At 46.6% G+C, this 14,743-nt stretch carries 13 protein-coding genes and 1 pseudogene; 5 read left to right on the forward strand and 9 right to left on the reverse strand.

The window, feature by feature from the left end; genetic code table 11:
* The 4 genes and pseudogenes from ACYVGO_RS13510 to ACYVGO_RS13525 form a co-directional block, all read left to right on the forward strand.
* Window positions 1-752, forward strand: a pseudogene (locus tag ACYVGO_RS13510) (outer membrane protein assembly factor BamA); the annotation flags it as partial.
* Window positions 753-866: 114 nt separating this feature from the next.
* Window positions 867-1,439: an OmpH/Skp family outer membrane protein gene (locus ACYVGO_RS13515; RefSeq protein WP_142771077.1), complete on the forward strand. Its 573-nt coding sequence runs from the start codon at window positions 867-869 to the stop codon at window positions 1,437-1,439.
* A 116-nt stretch (window positions 1,440-1,555) separates the two neighbouring features.
* Complete coding sequence (locus ACYVGO_RS13520; protein ID WP_460969711.1) at window positions 1,556-2,239, forward strand: OmpH/Skp family outer membrane protein; 684 nt, start codon at window positions 1,556-1,558, stop codon at window positions 2,237-2,239.
* 282 nt (window positions 2,240-2,521) lie between these two features.
* Window positions 2,522-4,111: a hypothetical protein gene (locus ACYVGO_RS13525; protein ID WP_142771075.1), complete on the forward strand. Its 1,590-nt coding sequence runs from the start codon at window positions 2,522-2,524 to the stop codon at window positions 4,109-4,111.
* Between the two features lie 55 nt (window positions 4,112-4,166).
* Here the strand turns inward: ACYVGO_RS13525 and ACYVGO_RS13530 are convergent, their stop codons facing one another.
* The 8 genes from ACYVGO_RS13530 to ACYVGO_RS13565 all read right to left on the reverse strand — a co-directional run bounded on the left by ACYVGO_RS13530 (window position 4,167) and on the right by ACYVGO_RS13565 (window position 13,507).
* The gene (locus tag ACYVGO_RS13530; protein WP_460969712.1) at window positions 4,167-5,036 is read right to left on the reverse strand and encodes an aldose 1-epimerase family protein; all 870 of its coding nucleotides are present in this window, start codon (window positions 5,034-5,036) and stop codon (window positions 4,167-4,169) included.
* Between the two features lie 85 nt (window positions 5,037-5,121).
* On the reverse strand, window positions 5,122-5,589 hold the full coding sequence (rpsG, locus tag ACYVGO_RS13535) for a 30S ribosomal protein S7 (protein ID WP_012928933.1): 468 nt from the start codon (window positions 5,587-5,589) through the stop codon (window positions 5,122-5,124).
* Window positions 5,590-5,733: 144 nt separating this feature from the next.
* Window positions 5,734-6,162 carry a 30S ribosomal protein S12 gene (gene rpsL, locus ACYVGO_RS13540; RefSeq protein ID WP_111347395.1) on the reverse strand — a complete coding sequence of 143 codons (429 nt, stop codon included), beginning with the start codon at window positions 6,160-6,162 and terminating at the stop codon, window positions 5,734-5,736.
* Window positions 6,163-6,307: 145 nt separating this feature from the next.
* On the reverse strand, window positions 6,308-6,631 hold the full coding sequence (locus ACYVGO_RS13545) for a DUF3467 domain-containing protein (RefSeq protein ID WP_142771073.1): 324 nt from the start codon (window positions 6,629-6,631) through the stop codon (window positions 6,308-6,310).
* Between the two features lie 157 nt (window positions 6,632-6,788).
* Window positions 6,789-7,178, reverse strand: a complete 390-nt coding sequence (locus ACYVGO_RS13550) for a DUF4870 domain-containing protein (protein ID WP_460969713.1) — start codon at window positions 7,176-7,178, stop codon at window positions 6,789-6,791.
* Window positions 7,179-7,355: 177 nt separating this feature from the next.
* Window positions 7,356-8,594: a TlpA disulfide reductase family protein gene (locus tag ACYVGO_RS13555; RefSeq protein WP_460969714.1), complete on the reverse strand. Its 1,239-nt coding sequence runs from the start codon at window positions 8,592-8,594 to the stop codon at window positions 7,356-7,358.
* Between the two features lie 100 nt (window positions 8,595-8,694).
* Window positions 8,695-12,144 carry a pyruvate carboxylase gene (locus ACYVGO_RS13560; RefSeq protein WP_460969715.1) on the reverse strand — a complete coding sequence of 1,150 codons (3,450 nt, stop codon included), beginning with the start codon at window positions 12,142-12,144 and terminating at the stop codon, window positions 8,695-8,697.
* Between the two features lie 238 nt (window positions 12,145-12,382).
* The gene (locus ACYVGO_RS13565; protein ID WP_460969716.1) at window positions 12,383-13,507 is read right to left on the reverse strand and encodes a hypothetical protein; all 1,125 of its coding nucleotides are present in this window, start codon (window positions 13,505-13,507) and stop codon (window positions 12,383-12,385) included.
* A 104-nt stretch (window positions 13,508-13,611) separates the two neighbouring features.
* Here ACYVGO_RS13565 and ACYVGO_RS13570 point away from each other — a divergent pair, with 104 nt between their 5' ends.
* Window positions 13,612-14,265: a DUF1345 domain-containing protein gene (locus tag ACYVGO_RS13570; protein WP_460969717.1), complete on the forward strand. Its 654-nt coding sequence runs from the start codon at window positions 13,612-13,614 to the stop codon at window positions 14,263-14,265.
* A gap of 1 nt (window position 14,266) precedes the next feature.
* On the opposite strand, the gene ACYVGO_RS13575 is transcribed toward ACYVGO_RS13570, so the two are convergent.
* Window positions 14,267-14,458 (reverse strand): hypothetical protein, encoded by a 192-nt coding sequence (locus tag ACYVGO_RS13575; protein WP_142771067.1) that lies wholly within the window; start codon window positions 14,456-14,458, stop codon window positions 14,267-14,269.
* Between the last annotated feature and the right edge of the window lie 285 nt (window positions 14,459-14,743).

The following is a 14,743-nucleotide window of genomic DNA, read 5'->3' on the forward strand; positions in this document are numbered from 1 at the left end:
GTTTTTTCCACCCCCAACTGTACCGGGATTCGGTAATTCAAGTGGTTTTGAGTTACGGATGCATCGATAACCCGCAGTTCCCCCGTAATGGCTCATCGTTTACCTTGAGTGGTTCGTTTACCCCTCCGTATTCGGCCTGGCGTACGACAACGGCAACAGAGGCTCCAAAGGATAAATATAAGTTTGTGGAATACCACAAATGGATGTTCGACGCCAGCTGGTTCCAGACAGTATTTGGCAAACTGGTATTGAACACCCGTGCTCACTTAGGCTTTTTGGGCAGCTACAACAAGCGTACGACAATCGGACCATTTGAACGATTTGTATTGGGTGGCTCAGGTCTGGCGGGTCAGGGACAGTTCGCGCTGGCACAGGATATTATTGGTCTGCGTGGTTATGACGACCGTAGCGTGTACACGGCTGATTACGACCGCGCTGTCGATCAAACGTCTCGCAGTCAGGGTGGTGTAGTTTACAACAAATTCGTTGCTGAACTTCGTTATCCTGTTTCATTGAACCCATCAGCTACCATATTTGTCCTGACATTCCTGGAAGCCGGTAATAACTGGGCCAGTTATAAACAGTATAATCCATTCGATCTGAAGCGGTCCATGGGCTTTGGTGCCCGTATCTTTATGCCTGCCTTTGGGTTAATCGGGATCGACTACGGATATGGTTTCGACAAAATTCCGGGCGTGAAAGATAAAGCATCAGGTCAGTTCCACTTTACGATTGGGCAGCAGTTCAGATAAGATTTGAGAAGGTCAGCCGTTTTAACTAAAACCTGTACGTTCCTGTGGGCTTACAGGTTTCCAGAAACTATCCTTGAAAATCAATCACTTCCTGCAAAAATTGACTGGCTCCTAATGAAAAAAGCCCTATTTTTTGTACTTTTGTGTTCTGTTTGGGTAACTATTCCTGCTCAGGCTCAGAAATTCGGATACATCGATACGGAGTATATCTTTGGCAAGATGCCCGAATACCAGAAAGCCCTTAGCGAAATTGACAAGTTCGCTGATAAATGGTCGAAGGATATTCAGGACAAATACGTTGACATCGAGAAGCTACAGAAAGCCTATCAGGCAGAAGAAATCCTGCTGACAGAAGATATGAAGCGCGAACGGCAACGAATCATCAGCGATAAGGAACGTGAAGCCAGAGACTATAACAACAAGGTATTCGGTTATCAGGGCTTGTTATTTGAGAAGAAAAAAGAGTTAATGAAGGCTCCGATGGAGTTGATAAACCGGGCGGTTGAAAAGATATGCATTCAGAAGAAACTGGATTTTATCTTCGACAAAGCATCTGATTTTGTCATGCTTTATACCAACCCCCGGCATGACTATTCGGATTATGTTATGGAAGAATTGGGACTAGATACTAAACCAACTGCTACCAATAGTAATCCAACAAATAAAACAACCACAAAACCTAAGTAAATAAATGAATAATGTAAAATGAATAATTGATAATGACAGATCTGGCCCGGTCATATTATATTATTCATTTTACAGTATTCATTGTCCATTAACTTAATACAAACAATCGATTCGAAATGAAGAAAAACCTCGTCATGGCGTTTGCTGCAGCCCTTCTATTGGGTGGTTTAAACGCTCAGGCACAAGCCCCAACCGCAACGCCTGCTACGACTACCGCAGCCGGACCGCTGAAGTTAGGCTATACGAACATTGATTTCGTTCTGTCGCAAACGCCCGAAGCAAAAGATATTCAAAACCAATTAACCATTCAGCGGACGCAATCAGAAAACGAACTGAAGCGCATGCAGAAAGAATTGGAAGACAAATATGCAGCCTACGAAAAAGGGGCCGCGCAAATGTCGGACGTTATCAAGAAGGATCGCGAAACCGAATTACAGGGCCTCCAGGCTCGGATTCAGGAGTTCGGCCGGACTGCTGAGCAATCGTTGCAAGGCAAATACCAATCGTTGGTAAATCCGGTTGTTCAGAAAATTCAGAAAGCAATTGATGCCGTTGCCAAAGAGAATGGCTTTCAGTACGTATTCAACCTCGATGCAGGTGCCAATACCATTCCTATCTTACTGGTTGCACCAGAAGAAAACAACATTACAGAGTTGGTATTGAAGAAAATGGGTATTGATCCAGCCAAAGCCGCTGCGGCTGCGGCTGCTAAGCCAGCTACAACCGGCGGAAGCCAGCCAGCTGCGGCAAAACCAACAGCCCCGGCATCGGGTACAGCTACTGCACCTAAGAAAAACTAAGTAATTGTTACAGGTTTCTGCCTGTTCTAACCAGTCGCCATCTGACCTCAGGTGGCGACTGTTTTCATTTACAGACATACCTAAACATTTACGCGATAGTTTGTAATCTTGTGGTTATTCAAGGTGCAGGTCTATTACTTTCTCTTGGAAAAATATAATTATAATAAAGAAAAAGGCCAGAATAGATAAGAAAAGTCTCAAAACTGACAGATACATTCAGGGTAGACGAAATCTTAGCCTTATTTTTACGTTTTTTAACACAGACCACCTCCAACTCTCTATATGAACCGAACTGCCGGTATAATTGCTTGGCTATTACTGATCACTACGGTCGTTAGTACCTATGCGCAGGATTCCAAACCATTACAACTCGTATTTCCCTCCCAAACCAATTGGAACCTCGTAACAGAAGGAAATCCTGTTCGATTTGACCTGAAAGCGGTTGGCGGCCTTCCTGGTGATACGCTCTCATTTGCGTTTGGAAATGAAGTACCGGATGGTATGTATCTTGATTCGTTAGGTCATTTTAACTGGATACCCAGCTATGGCCTGGCCGACCGGATTCAGACGATGAAAGTCTTCCCCGTAACGTTTGACGTTCGCTCGAAACGGGGCCAAACTGCTTCGCAAACCATCGACTTTAAAGTGGTACACGTAAATCGCCCGCCCATCGTAGGAGATCTACAGCCTTTTTATGTGCGCTACCGCACGCAGAATACCTATAAGATTGATCCACAAGTAGTACGGGATGATGACGGCGACCCAATCGTATTTATTCCCATTGCCGACCAAATGCCCGAAGGTAGCAAACTATCCTCGCAGGGTGAACTAACCTGGACACTCTCGCTCAATCAGTTTAACCGACTGAAGCAGGCACCCCAATATATTGAGTTCTGGGTCGAAGACCAGCCCGCTAAAATGCGCACAAAAGGTCGGTTGAAAGTTGAGGTTACGGCTATGGATCTCCCGCCCGATATAGCCGTTATTCCGAAAGAAACGCATTATAAATTGCGCGAGAATGCAACGGTAAATCTCAAATTTTACTTATCTGATCCCAACGGTGAAGATGATGTATCGACTTTTGGCTTTTTATCGGATAACCAGCAGATTCCAAAAACGTCGTTGGTGAAAAATACGGAGAACCAGTATGAGTTCATCTGGCAGCCAGGTTATGACTTTGTAAAAGACCCTTACGATTCGCTGAATGTTCAGGTAACATTTTATGTGTTGGATAAAGCACAAAACCGGTCAGAACAGCGAATAACATTCACCGTGCTTAACACGGTGAATGAGGCAGAAAAAGACCGTTACTATTACAATCAATATCGTCAGGTACTGGTGCAGGCATGGGGGCTAATTGAGCAGTTAAGCGATAAAGAGGGGCAGCTTAAGGATGACTACAAAAAAGCGAAAGGAGGCAAGCGCAATCGCTCCGTAGCTAATGCCTCACTGGGAGCCGTTACGGGTGTAACACCAGCCGTTACGGGCGCAAGTACCAGTGCAGCCGCGCAAAGCAATGGACGCATTATTTCGGCAGTGGGTGGCACTGCCGTTCTAACAATGGGTACGCTGGAAGCAACCGAAGTAATCGGTAAGTCGATGAAGGACTTGCTGGACCGATATAACTACGTACTGGGCAAGCGGAGTGAATTACAAAATAAAGGGGATGTCTTTGCCCGTGAGTTTGCCTTGAAATCGACTCGACGCAATGGCGAATTTGTAAAAAAGCTGGACGATTTTCGCAACTCAATGAGTTTAAGCGGCCTCGTAGCGCTGGAACTGGACGCCAACTGGCAAAGCAAAAAAGAAGCTACCGACAAGGCGCTCAAGCGTACGTTCAAAGATTTTTCGCCCCTGGAAGAAACGCAATAGGATTGTTGCCGTAGAGACAAGGCATGCCTTGTCTCTACGGCATAATGACATACCTCTACCTCATCTCAATTGTAAAGGCAGCTTCAAAGACTTTTCCTTCGGCCACCTGCTGAATAGCTTCTTTCTGCTCAATCGGCTTCGGTTGACCTTCACTATCGGCGCAACCCAGCCAGGGCTCAATACACACGAATGAAGCACCGGGCTTGGCCCACAAGCCCAGATAAGGAAATTCGGGAAAAACGACGGCTACCGAATGATCGTGTTTATCGCTTCGGAGCACCACACGCCGGGAGACTAGATTTTTGAATACCAGGGCATCTTCGTCAAATAAGTGCTTGGTTAGTAGTAGTCGACGTCCATCAGTCGGAACTGGTTTTGTTTCTCCCGTAAAATAACCGGCTGCCGAAAGCATATGCGTCTCCAACGATTCGGGCTGTTCAAATTCGATGAAATAATCCTCGTAAGCTTCGCCAGTAGTAAACGGTACGGCAAAAGCCGGGTGGGCACCAACCGAGAAGAAAATGGGTTTCTCATCCTCATTAACAACCCGATAGGTTATGGTCAGGCGAGGGCCATCCAGCTCATAGATGATTTGAAACTCAAATTCGTAGGGAAAATGAATGCGTGTAGCATCGCTGGACCAGAGCGAAAAAACGGCGTGTGTTAACGTTGATTCTGTTGTTTCAAACAACGACTGCCGGGTAAAGCCGTGCCGTTCAATTGGATACGTCTTTCCATCAATCAGCAACTGATTGTTCAGACATCCGCCCACTACCGGAAACAGGTTTGGCGCATGCCATCCCCACACCATAGCGTCAGCCTGCCAGAGGTGTTCAATACCCGATGGCTTGTGAAAAATAGAAGTCAGTTCGGCCCCTTTTGGCCGTATTGAGACGCGGAGATGATCATTCTCTAAAGTTGTCATAGGGCCAAAAATAACAAAAGCCCCCCAATGTTGAGGAGCTTTTGTACATTCGACGGCCATCGGGACTTTGGCGCGTTGGATTGGTTTAGAACCGGAAGTGCGAGAACGCCTTGTTGGCTTCTGCCATACGGTGCGTATCGTCCTTCTTTTTAACAGCTGCGCCTTCACCTTTTGCGGCTGCGACGATTTCGGCTGCTAACCGGTCTACCATGGTTTTTTCACCCCGCGAACGAGCATACTTAATAAGCCATTTCATGCCTACCGCGACTTTTCGGTCTGCCCGTACTTCGGTTGGCACCTGGAAGGTAGCTCCACCGACGCGACGACTTTTAACTTCAACTGATGGCATTACATTGTTTAATGCCTTTTTCCATGTATCGAGGCCACTTTCGCTGGTGCGTTTTGCAACCACGTCAAGGGCATCATAGAAGATGGAGTACGCCAGGCTCTTTTTGCCTTCGTACATCAGATTGTTTACAAATTTAGTTACGAGAACCTCCTTGTATTTAGGATCGGGTAATACGTAACGCTTGGGCGGTTTCGCCTTTCTCATGATTGCTTCAGATTTTTGATCTTACTCTGAACGTAGTCTTTCCAGCGTCCAGTCATTTTTTAGTAATTAGTTAATTGAGTGGAGCGGTGGAGTAAGGTTTACAACTCACCTCACTTACTACACGAATTAACTCATTACACTAACTTACTTTTTCTTTTTTGCTGGTGGTGCACCTTTGCCACCTTTTACCGGAGCCTGACCTGGTTTTGGACGTTTGGCACCGTATTTCGACCGGCTTTGCAGACGACCGCTTACGCCAGCCGTATCCAGAGCACCCCGAACGATGTGGTAACGAACACCTGGAAGATCTTTTACACGACCACCACGAATCAGTACGATTGAGTGTTCCTGTAAGTTATGGCCTTCGCCAGGAATGTAAGCGTTAACCTCCCGACCGTTCGTCAGACGAACGCGGGCAACTTTACGAAGAGCCGAGTTTGGCTTCTTCGGCGTGGTCGTGTACACCCGTGTACACACACCCCGACGTTGTGGGCAGGCATCTAAAGCTGGCGACTTTGACTTGTCGATCAGCTTTTCGCGGCCTTTACGCACTAATTGTTGTATAGTAGGCATTCTTGATTTTGTTTACGAAAAAACAGTCTTCCCGAAATTTGAGGTGCAAAGGTACAAAAACATTTGCGAATTACGAGATACGAAGTATGATTTATTGCTGACGCCAACGTAAATCGTACTTCGTAAATCATACCCCGTAAATCAATTACGCTTGGCCTACCGGACCACCAAATCCTCCTGTTGGGAATCGAAATGCATCGTTGGGTTCATTAATTCCGCCGTAAGCTTCTTCAAAGCGGCTGATGTTCTCACGCAATGCCTCAAGCAAGCGTTTGGCGTGTTCGGGGGTCAGAATGATACGCGCTTTTACTTTTGCCTTAGGAACACCCGGCATCAGGCGAATAAAATCCAGAATAAATTCACTATTTGAGTGAGCAATCATTGCCAGATTGGCATAAACACCTTCGGCAATTTCTTCACTTAATTCGACATCAATGGCACCTTCTGGGTTTTGTTGGGGAGCATTCATATTGCTAAAATTGTTGTCAATCACTCTATCAGCCATTAGTAAGTAAATGTATAATGGACAATGGGCAATGTAAAATGGACAATAATCAGCTTATTATTCATTTACGTTATTCAGTATTCATTATCAATTTTACATTATCCATTTACTTAATAGCCCGTTATTTAATAAACCGGATCGTTATTGGATAGCGGTAGTACTCTCCATTATTGGCCTTAATACCAGCAATGATAGTGAAAATGAGCCAAACGATACCTACCACCCAGATTAACACAAACCCAATCAGGACAAACATGAGCAGAAGTGATACAGCTGTCGCCAGTGCTATTGTAATCTGAAAATTAAGGGCTTCCTTACCGTGATAATCGACAAATGCCGATTTGTCTTTCTGAATCTGCCAGATAATGAGTGGAGCCAAAACGCTGCCAATCAGGAAAAATGAACCGGGTAATGCACTCAGATGAGCAAGCATAGCCCAAAGCCGGGCGTCGGATTCGCTTAAGGAAGAAGGAGCGGGTGACAATGGAGAAGTTGGCGGCTGATTTTCCATAGCAGGCTGGCGATTTGGTTAAGCAAGTAAATTGCGATAAAACATTGATTGATACAACTCTATCTCTATAAATCGACAGCATCCTATGTTCAAAGATTTGCATCTGGACTAACCAGCAGCCAATAAAAAAAGGTCACTGTTGAAGAAGTGACCTTGAAAAAATAGATTAATACGTACTTATTTAGATGATTTCTGGTGACCGTTCTCAGGAACTGACTCCTTCAGTAATTGATCCATTTCCGAATTAAACTCTCTAATAAACTCTTCGTAATACTGACCGGTTGCTGGACCTGAGTAACCCGTATGCACTTTAGCCACGTCACCATTCCGCCGAACAAAAATCGTTGTAGGATAAACTGACACTTCGCTCAAAGCGGGCAAGGCTTCTGACGGATGTTTCGCATCGACAATACCGGCAAACAAAATATCATACCCGATTTGATAGCGCTTTTTCATGGGTTCGAGTCGGGCTTTAGCAAAAGCTGGATCATTTTTATACTCGAACGCCAGACCAATAATTTCAACACCCCGCTTCTTATTAGCCTCGTACCAGGGCGCTAGAAGAGCCGCTTCGTCCATACAGTTGTGGCACCAGCTTCCCATAAGTGTCACGATGACTACTTTGTCCCTATATTTTGGATCATGTAGTGATACGGGTTTACCCGTAAATGCATCAGGGAATGTAAACGTGAAAGGAACGCCTTTCTTCATCGTTGTCAGGCTGTAGGCATCGGGCAGGGCAGCCTGGGCATTTCGGGTGCCGGTAATGGGATTCACACTCCGGGCACTGACCTGTTCACCCCTTAGTTCATTTCCACTAACTTTCCCTTTGAACAGTTGTGGACTCGACCCGTCAAACGCCGACAGCGCGAAACTATCCGCTTGTACGACGCCTTCGTAGAAACGCAGGTCACCACCAGTACTCAGGAACGTACCCGTCAGGCGATTGGCATGCTGTTCAAATACACCGATCAGCTTGGTTTGGCCGTTAATGACCACGTCCCATTTCCCCTGCAAACTAACCGTAGCGGCAGCTGGCTTCTCGAAAAACCGATATTTTTTGCCGTACTCTGCCCGAAAGGGTATTGGTTTGACGGGTGTTGAGGTGTCCAGATAGTTGAACGTTCCCGACAATGTTCCATCGTTTTCGATCTTAGCGGCCAGTAATCTGTTGTAGACATCGACCGGAATAAACAGAGAATCGGCGCGTTGGTGAACGCCGGGCAATTCAAATCGCTCTGTCCCATTAATCAGGTAGGCCGTTTTACCTTTCAACTCAAAATCAAAAGGCGCTTGCTGACCACCAGCCATTGTAAAAACTCCTCGCCAGAAACCATCTTTTGGCTTTGTCTGTGCAAGGCTGATAAATCCTGGCAATAGTAGTCCAGCGAATAGGATTAGTTTCTTAAGGCTCATGTTGACCGACCGATTTAGTAAAAAAAAATAGGACTCAGGATTTTCTTAAAGCAGCTTTTGTAACAGCTTCAGACAAAAACCCTAAGTCCTTATTTACGCGTTAGGCAAGCTCTACAACACAATCGTCCTGTTCAACAACGGTACCTTCTTTCAGTACAACTTTGCCGACTTTGCCTTCTTTCTGTGCTGCCACAATACTTTCCATTTTCATGGCTTCGATGACGAACAAAGGCTGGTTTTTCTTGACGGTATCCCCTTCTTTTACCAGAATACGCGTCAGTCGACCCTGTAAAGGCGAGCCAATATCGCCTGCTTTACTCACTTTAACGTGCTGGAATTTCTCAACTTTCGAGGATTTGTCGCGAACCTTAACCTGACGACTCTGTCCATTCAGTTCAAAAGTGATCGTTCGCATACCAAACTCATCGGGCTCTGATCGGAACAGCAGACGGACAAGGATATTTTTACCCTCCTCAATGTTAATCAGGATTTCCTCGTTCTCTTTTAGTCCGTAAAAGAAGGCCGGCGTTGGAATGATGCTGACGTTCCCGTATTGCTCATTAGCCTTGTAGTATTCATCGTATACCTTTGGATACATCTGATACGACAGATAATCTACGAAACCATCGCAAAGGGGGTATTTTTCCTGGAAAGCCTTAAAATCAGCGTCGAAGTCAATTGGTTTCAGATGGCTGTTCGGACGATCTGTAATAGGCTCTTCCCCTTTGAGTACAACGCGCTGAATAGCCTCCGGGAAACCACCAACGGGCTGGCCCAGAATACCCTTCATGAGCTCCTTTACCGATTCAGGAAAGGACAGCGATTCGCCCCGTGTCAGTACATCATCGGCAGTGAGGTTATTGGCGGTCATGAAGATGGCCATATCGCCAACTACTTTCGACGAAGGTGTCACTTTCACAATATCACCAAATAATTGGTTCGCCACCGAGTAGTTCTTCTTCAGCGTCTCGAACTTATCACCCAGGCCCGTTGCTATAGCCTGCGGTTTCAGATTGGAATACTGTCCACCCGGAATTTCGTTCTCATAAACCTCTGCGCTGCTCGCTTTCATGCCCGACTCAAACGGGTAATAATACTCCCGAACATCTTCCCAATAGTTGGAATAGGCATTTAGTGACGACAAATTCATATCGCACTCCCGCTCATGGCCCTGCATCATGGCCACCACCGAGTTGAAGTTCGGTTGCGACGTCAGGCCCGATAAGGCACCTAAGGCACAGTCAACAATATCCACACCCGAGTCAATAGCTTTCAGGTAGGTAGCCGCCTGAATACCCGCCGTATCGTGCGTGTGCAGGTGAATTGGGATGCTTACAGCCTTTTTCAATTCACGCACCAATACCTCAGCCGAGAGGGGTTTCAGCAACCCGGCCATATCTTTAATGGCCAGTAAATGTGCGCCCTCATCTTCGAGCTGGCGGGCCATGTCGAGGTAGTACTGGAGCGTATATTTATGTTGATTGGGCGAGAGCACATCGCCCGTGTAACAAATAGCGGCTTCGCAAAGAGCATCGGTGCGCTCACGAACGGCACGAATACTTACTTTCATGGCCTCAACCCAGTTGAGGGAATCGAAAATCCGGAACACATCAATGCCCGTTTCCCAGGATTTCTCAACGAATTTTTCAATCAGATTGTCGGGATAGGCCGAATAGCCAACCGCGTTGGAACCCCGAAACAGCATTTGCAGCAGCATGTTCGGCATGGCTTCACGCAGTGCCTCCAGGCGCTTCCAGGGGCTTTCATAGAGGAACCGCATGGCCACGTCGAAGGTGGCTCCACCCCAGACTTCCATCGAAAAGAGTTCAGGATGATTTTTGGCGAATCCTTCGGCTACTTTTTGCAAATCCTGCGTTCGGACCCGAGTGGCCAGCAACGATTGGTGGCCATCGCGAAAAGTAGTATCTGTGTAAAGAACACACTTCTGATCTTTCACCCATTGCGTAAATTGCTCGCGGCCTAATTCCTTCAGTCGATCCCGGTTACCGGTTGGATAAGGGCCGTAGGTGTCGAAGGCAGGAACCACGGGGGTTCTAAAAATCTTACTATCGTCTTTCTTCTTTACTTCGGGATTGCCGTTTACAATCACATCGGCGAGGTAATTAAGTACCCGCGTCGACCGGTCCTGCGGCTTGCGCAGATCGAACAGTTCGGGGTGCGTCTCAATAAACGAAACCCGTGCTTCGCCCCGCTGGAAAATCGGGTGGCTAATCACGTTCAGCAAAAAGCTGATATTGGTTTTAACGCCCCGAATCCGGAACTCCAGTAACGCTCGCGTCAGGCGTTGGGTAGCGCCTTTAAGCGTGCGGCCCCGCGCCGAAACTTTCACAATCATCGAGTCGAAGTAGGGCGATATTTTCATGCCCGCGTAGCTACTTCCCTCATCCAAACGGATACCAAATCCAGCTGCATTTCGATAGGCTGTGATGGTACCGAAGTCGGGCTTAAAGCCGTTCGATGGATCTTCCGTTGTGATCCGACACTGAATCGCGTAGCCATTCAGTGGAATATCTTCCTGCCGATTGATATAAATACCATTATCGGACAGCTGGTAGCCCATGGCAATCAGAATCTGCGTCCTGACAATGTCGATACCGGTTATTTCTTCCGTTATGGTATGCTCAACCTGAATTCGGGGGTTAACCTCAATGAAATAGATATTCTCTTCTTTATCAACCAGGAACTCGACCGTTCCCGCGTTGGAATACTCCACAGCCCGACCTAACTGTAGGGCATAAGCATAAAGTTTATCCTTCGTTTCCTGCTTCAGACCGAACGATGGAGCCACTTCAACCACTTTCTGAAACCGGCGTTGCACCGAGCAGTCACGCTCATACAAGTGAACGATGTTCCCATGCTGGTCGCCGAGCAATTGTACCTCAATGTGCTTAGGTTCCTCGATGAATTTTTCCAGAAAGATCGTATCATCACCGAATGCGTTACGTGCTTCATTTTTAGCCTCAGCAAAAGCCTTTTCAAACTCTTGCGCTTCCCGAACTACACGCATACCACGACCACCGCCACCGGCAGCGGCTTTCACCATGATCGGAAAACCAATCCGCTGGGCTTCGGTCAGGGCAAATTCGGGGCTCATGTTCTCTTCCCGCGAATCGGGTATGAGGGGTACACCCGCTTTGGTGGCCAGATTTTTAGCGCGCACTTTATCGCCCAGGGCGTCCATTGCTTCGGGTGAGGGGCCAATAAATATAATGCCTTCCTCACGGCACCGCCGGGCCAGTTTTACGTTCTCCGACAGAAATCCGTAACCAGGATGAATGGCGTCAATTTTATGACGCTTAGCCAGTAGAATAATGCCTTCAACATCCAGATAGGGTTTCAGCGCGTCTTCGTCCCGACCGATCTGGTAGGCTTCATCGGCCTTATAGCGGTGTAGCGAGTAGCGATCTTCATAGGTGTATACGGCAACGGTGGTGATGCCCAATTCGGTAGCTGCCCGCATGATGCGGATGGCGATTTCGCCCCGGTTGGCGACAAGCAGACGTTTGATGGGTCGGATGTACTCTTTCATAGATTTCAACGAAACGACTTCTGGCTATAAGCGCGTAAAATAACAGGGCAAGATGGTTGAAAATTTTGAAAAAGCCCTCCTGTACCGTATAATCATTGGAAAAAACAGATTTTTCCGGGAATATTGCAGAAGTCAGAAAAAATATCAACCATCCTTTATATGAACTATATAAGGGATTGATGTTGGCTCAAACGGCTTTTTAAGTTCTGATTCTAGTAGTAGTTAGATTCACGTTATATCAAAAAAACGTAAAATCGTCGGGCTTCTCAATCCGGTAGGTTTTCAGCCACTGCTTGAGTTGGCTCGTATCAGCAAGGGCTTTCAGATCGGCTTTAATGTGTTTTATATCCCGCTTCAATTGGGCAATGTCGCTATTCAGACTGAACTCCAGTGCTATGGGTGAACTAACGGCGAAAGCCGGTTTCCCAGTCATAGCGGCCAGTTCGTTTTGAAGTCCGAAGAATTCGTTGTCTAATTCGTCCGCCTGCTGCTTCAGAATTTTGTTGTAATACTTGAGTTGGTCTTCGGCGAGGGATTCCAGATGTGCCTGATCGATGTGTTCAAATTCGAGTTGTAACTGCAAAAGCGCTAGTAAATCGCTTTTTTCATAGGCTGCCGTTACGCGGTGCATGATTTCGGTTTTACGCTGCTTTTCGGCTTCGTCGGGCTCCCGGTCGGGGTGAAAGGCTTTTACCAGGTCCATATACAGTGTTCGAACAGCCTTGGTGATGTTCCGGGCTTCGACTTGTTTTTTATCTTCCCGTTCCTGCTGTTTTGCCGATTTCGGTTTTTTAGTGGCCGTTTGCTGCCGACGTTCGGCCTCAGCGGCTTCCCGCTGCGCTATTTTCTCCTGAACATAGGCATTCATTTTCTGCGGATCGCTGACATCGGCATCCGGGTCTATCTCGATGCCGAACATCGTTGCCATCATCTCCTTCATCAACTCGGCCGTTAGTTGATCCGACTCAGCGTTCGTATTGTCGAATCCATCCGCATCGTATTTATCATAGATGGGTTTGAGATCAGTAATTCCATACGTATCGATCAACTCAAAGGCGATGTTCCGAATAAGATCAGCGAGTTTCTTCTTCTCCGTTTTCGAACAGTCTTTATGCTGATAAGCCCGGTCGAACAAACGCACTAAATCGGCCCGAAATTGGCTATACTGCTCAAGTAAAGGCCGATAATCCGTTTGTACCCGCTGCTGAATATGCAGAGTAGCTTCGCGCAAATTGGTCAGTTCGCTCGTTAGTGTTTCGATTTTCCGGATCAGTCGATTAAATTCCTTTTGCGATTTGGAAAGAACCGCCTTGTCTTTCCGGGTACCAATCTGGACAACAAGATGCTTCGTCTGCTGAGACATACGTGGGTACTTATTTTAACTTTTGCTATAGTGGATACGTGTACATTTGGGCAGCATTTGGCGAATGATTTACTTCGTATTCGGCCTGCTTTTCTGGTAACTACATGATTACTAAATTACTGGAGTACATCTCCCGATTTGATTCTCACCATCGGTTTATTATTGCAGCATTAGCGGCAGGAGTTGCTTACTTCTATGTTCCTGACTATTTCACTATTCCAGCTCAAATTACAACCGTCTATGTAGCTTTTGCGATGACCGTGTTAGTCTTAGCGTGGACATCGATGCTGGTATCTCACCCGCGAGATTTGCCCAAACTGTCGCGCATTCAGGATTCTAGTCGGCTATTCCTGTTAATATTTGTGGTGGTAGCGGCATTGGTCGGTTTATTTGCTGTTGTGGCCTTGCTCAACTCGATGGATAAGAATCGCAGAGAACACATTCTACTCCCTATATTGGCCGTTTGGAGCGCATGGACGTTAGTTCATACCGTTTTTACCCTCCGCTATGCACATCTGTACTACGGCAATGACATCAACCCAAAGAAGCGCCCAGGTGGGTTGGATTTCCCGCATGAAGCCGAACCGGATTACCTCGACTTTGCCTATTTCTCGTTCGTTATTGGCATGACCAGTCAGGTGTCTGATGTAACCATTGGATCAAAAGCCATGCGCCGGACAGCTCTGGCGCACGGCGTCTTATCGTTCGGTTTCAACGCTATTATTATTGCTCTAACTATTAGCGGCTTATCGAAATGAGTTAGCTGGTCTGTCGGTTTCCTGTCTGTTTTTTTGCCTTTTCCCGAGCGTCGGTCCGCTGCTGCTCTTTTTCATAGGCTTCCCGCTGGCGCTTATCAGCGGTCAGCGTGCGATATAAACCATTCAGCACGTATAGATCGTCGACTTCATCAATGAGTCGATGGAGGTGTTCGCGCACTTGCGTAATATTCATAGTAATTCGTAGGCTGCTTCGATTATATGTATTCTGTTGGGGAAGTCGTTAACGAAATTACGACCAGCAACTGATTTTATCTCTATTTACGCTCAAGTGTATTTAGCTCAGGAAGCCTTTTTTACTCGTCTGTTCTCGAACAGATCAGCGAATCGCGTCTTCATTCCAACAAACTTGGCTACGATCTGTTAACTAACAATAATAGCCGGTTTTATACGCTGAGCGCGGTTTTTATTACTACTAAATCTGATTTCGACATTTCGAAATAGATATTCTTGAGTGTCA

The organism is Spirosoma migulaei (assembly GCF_054776855.1).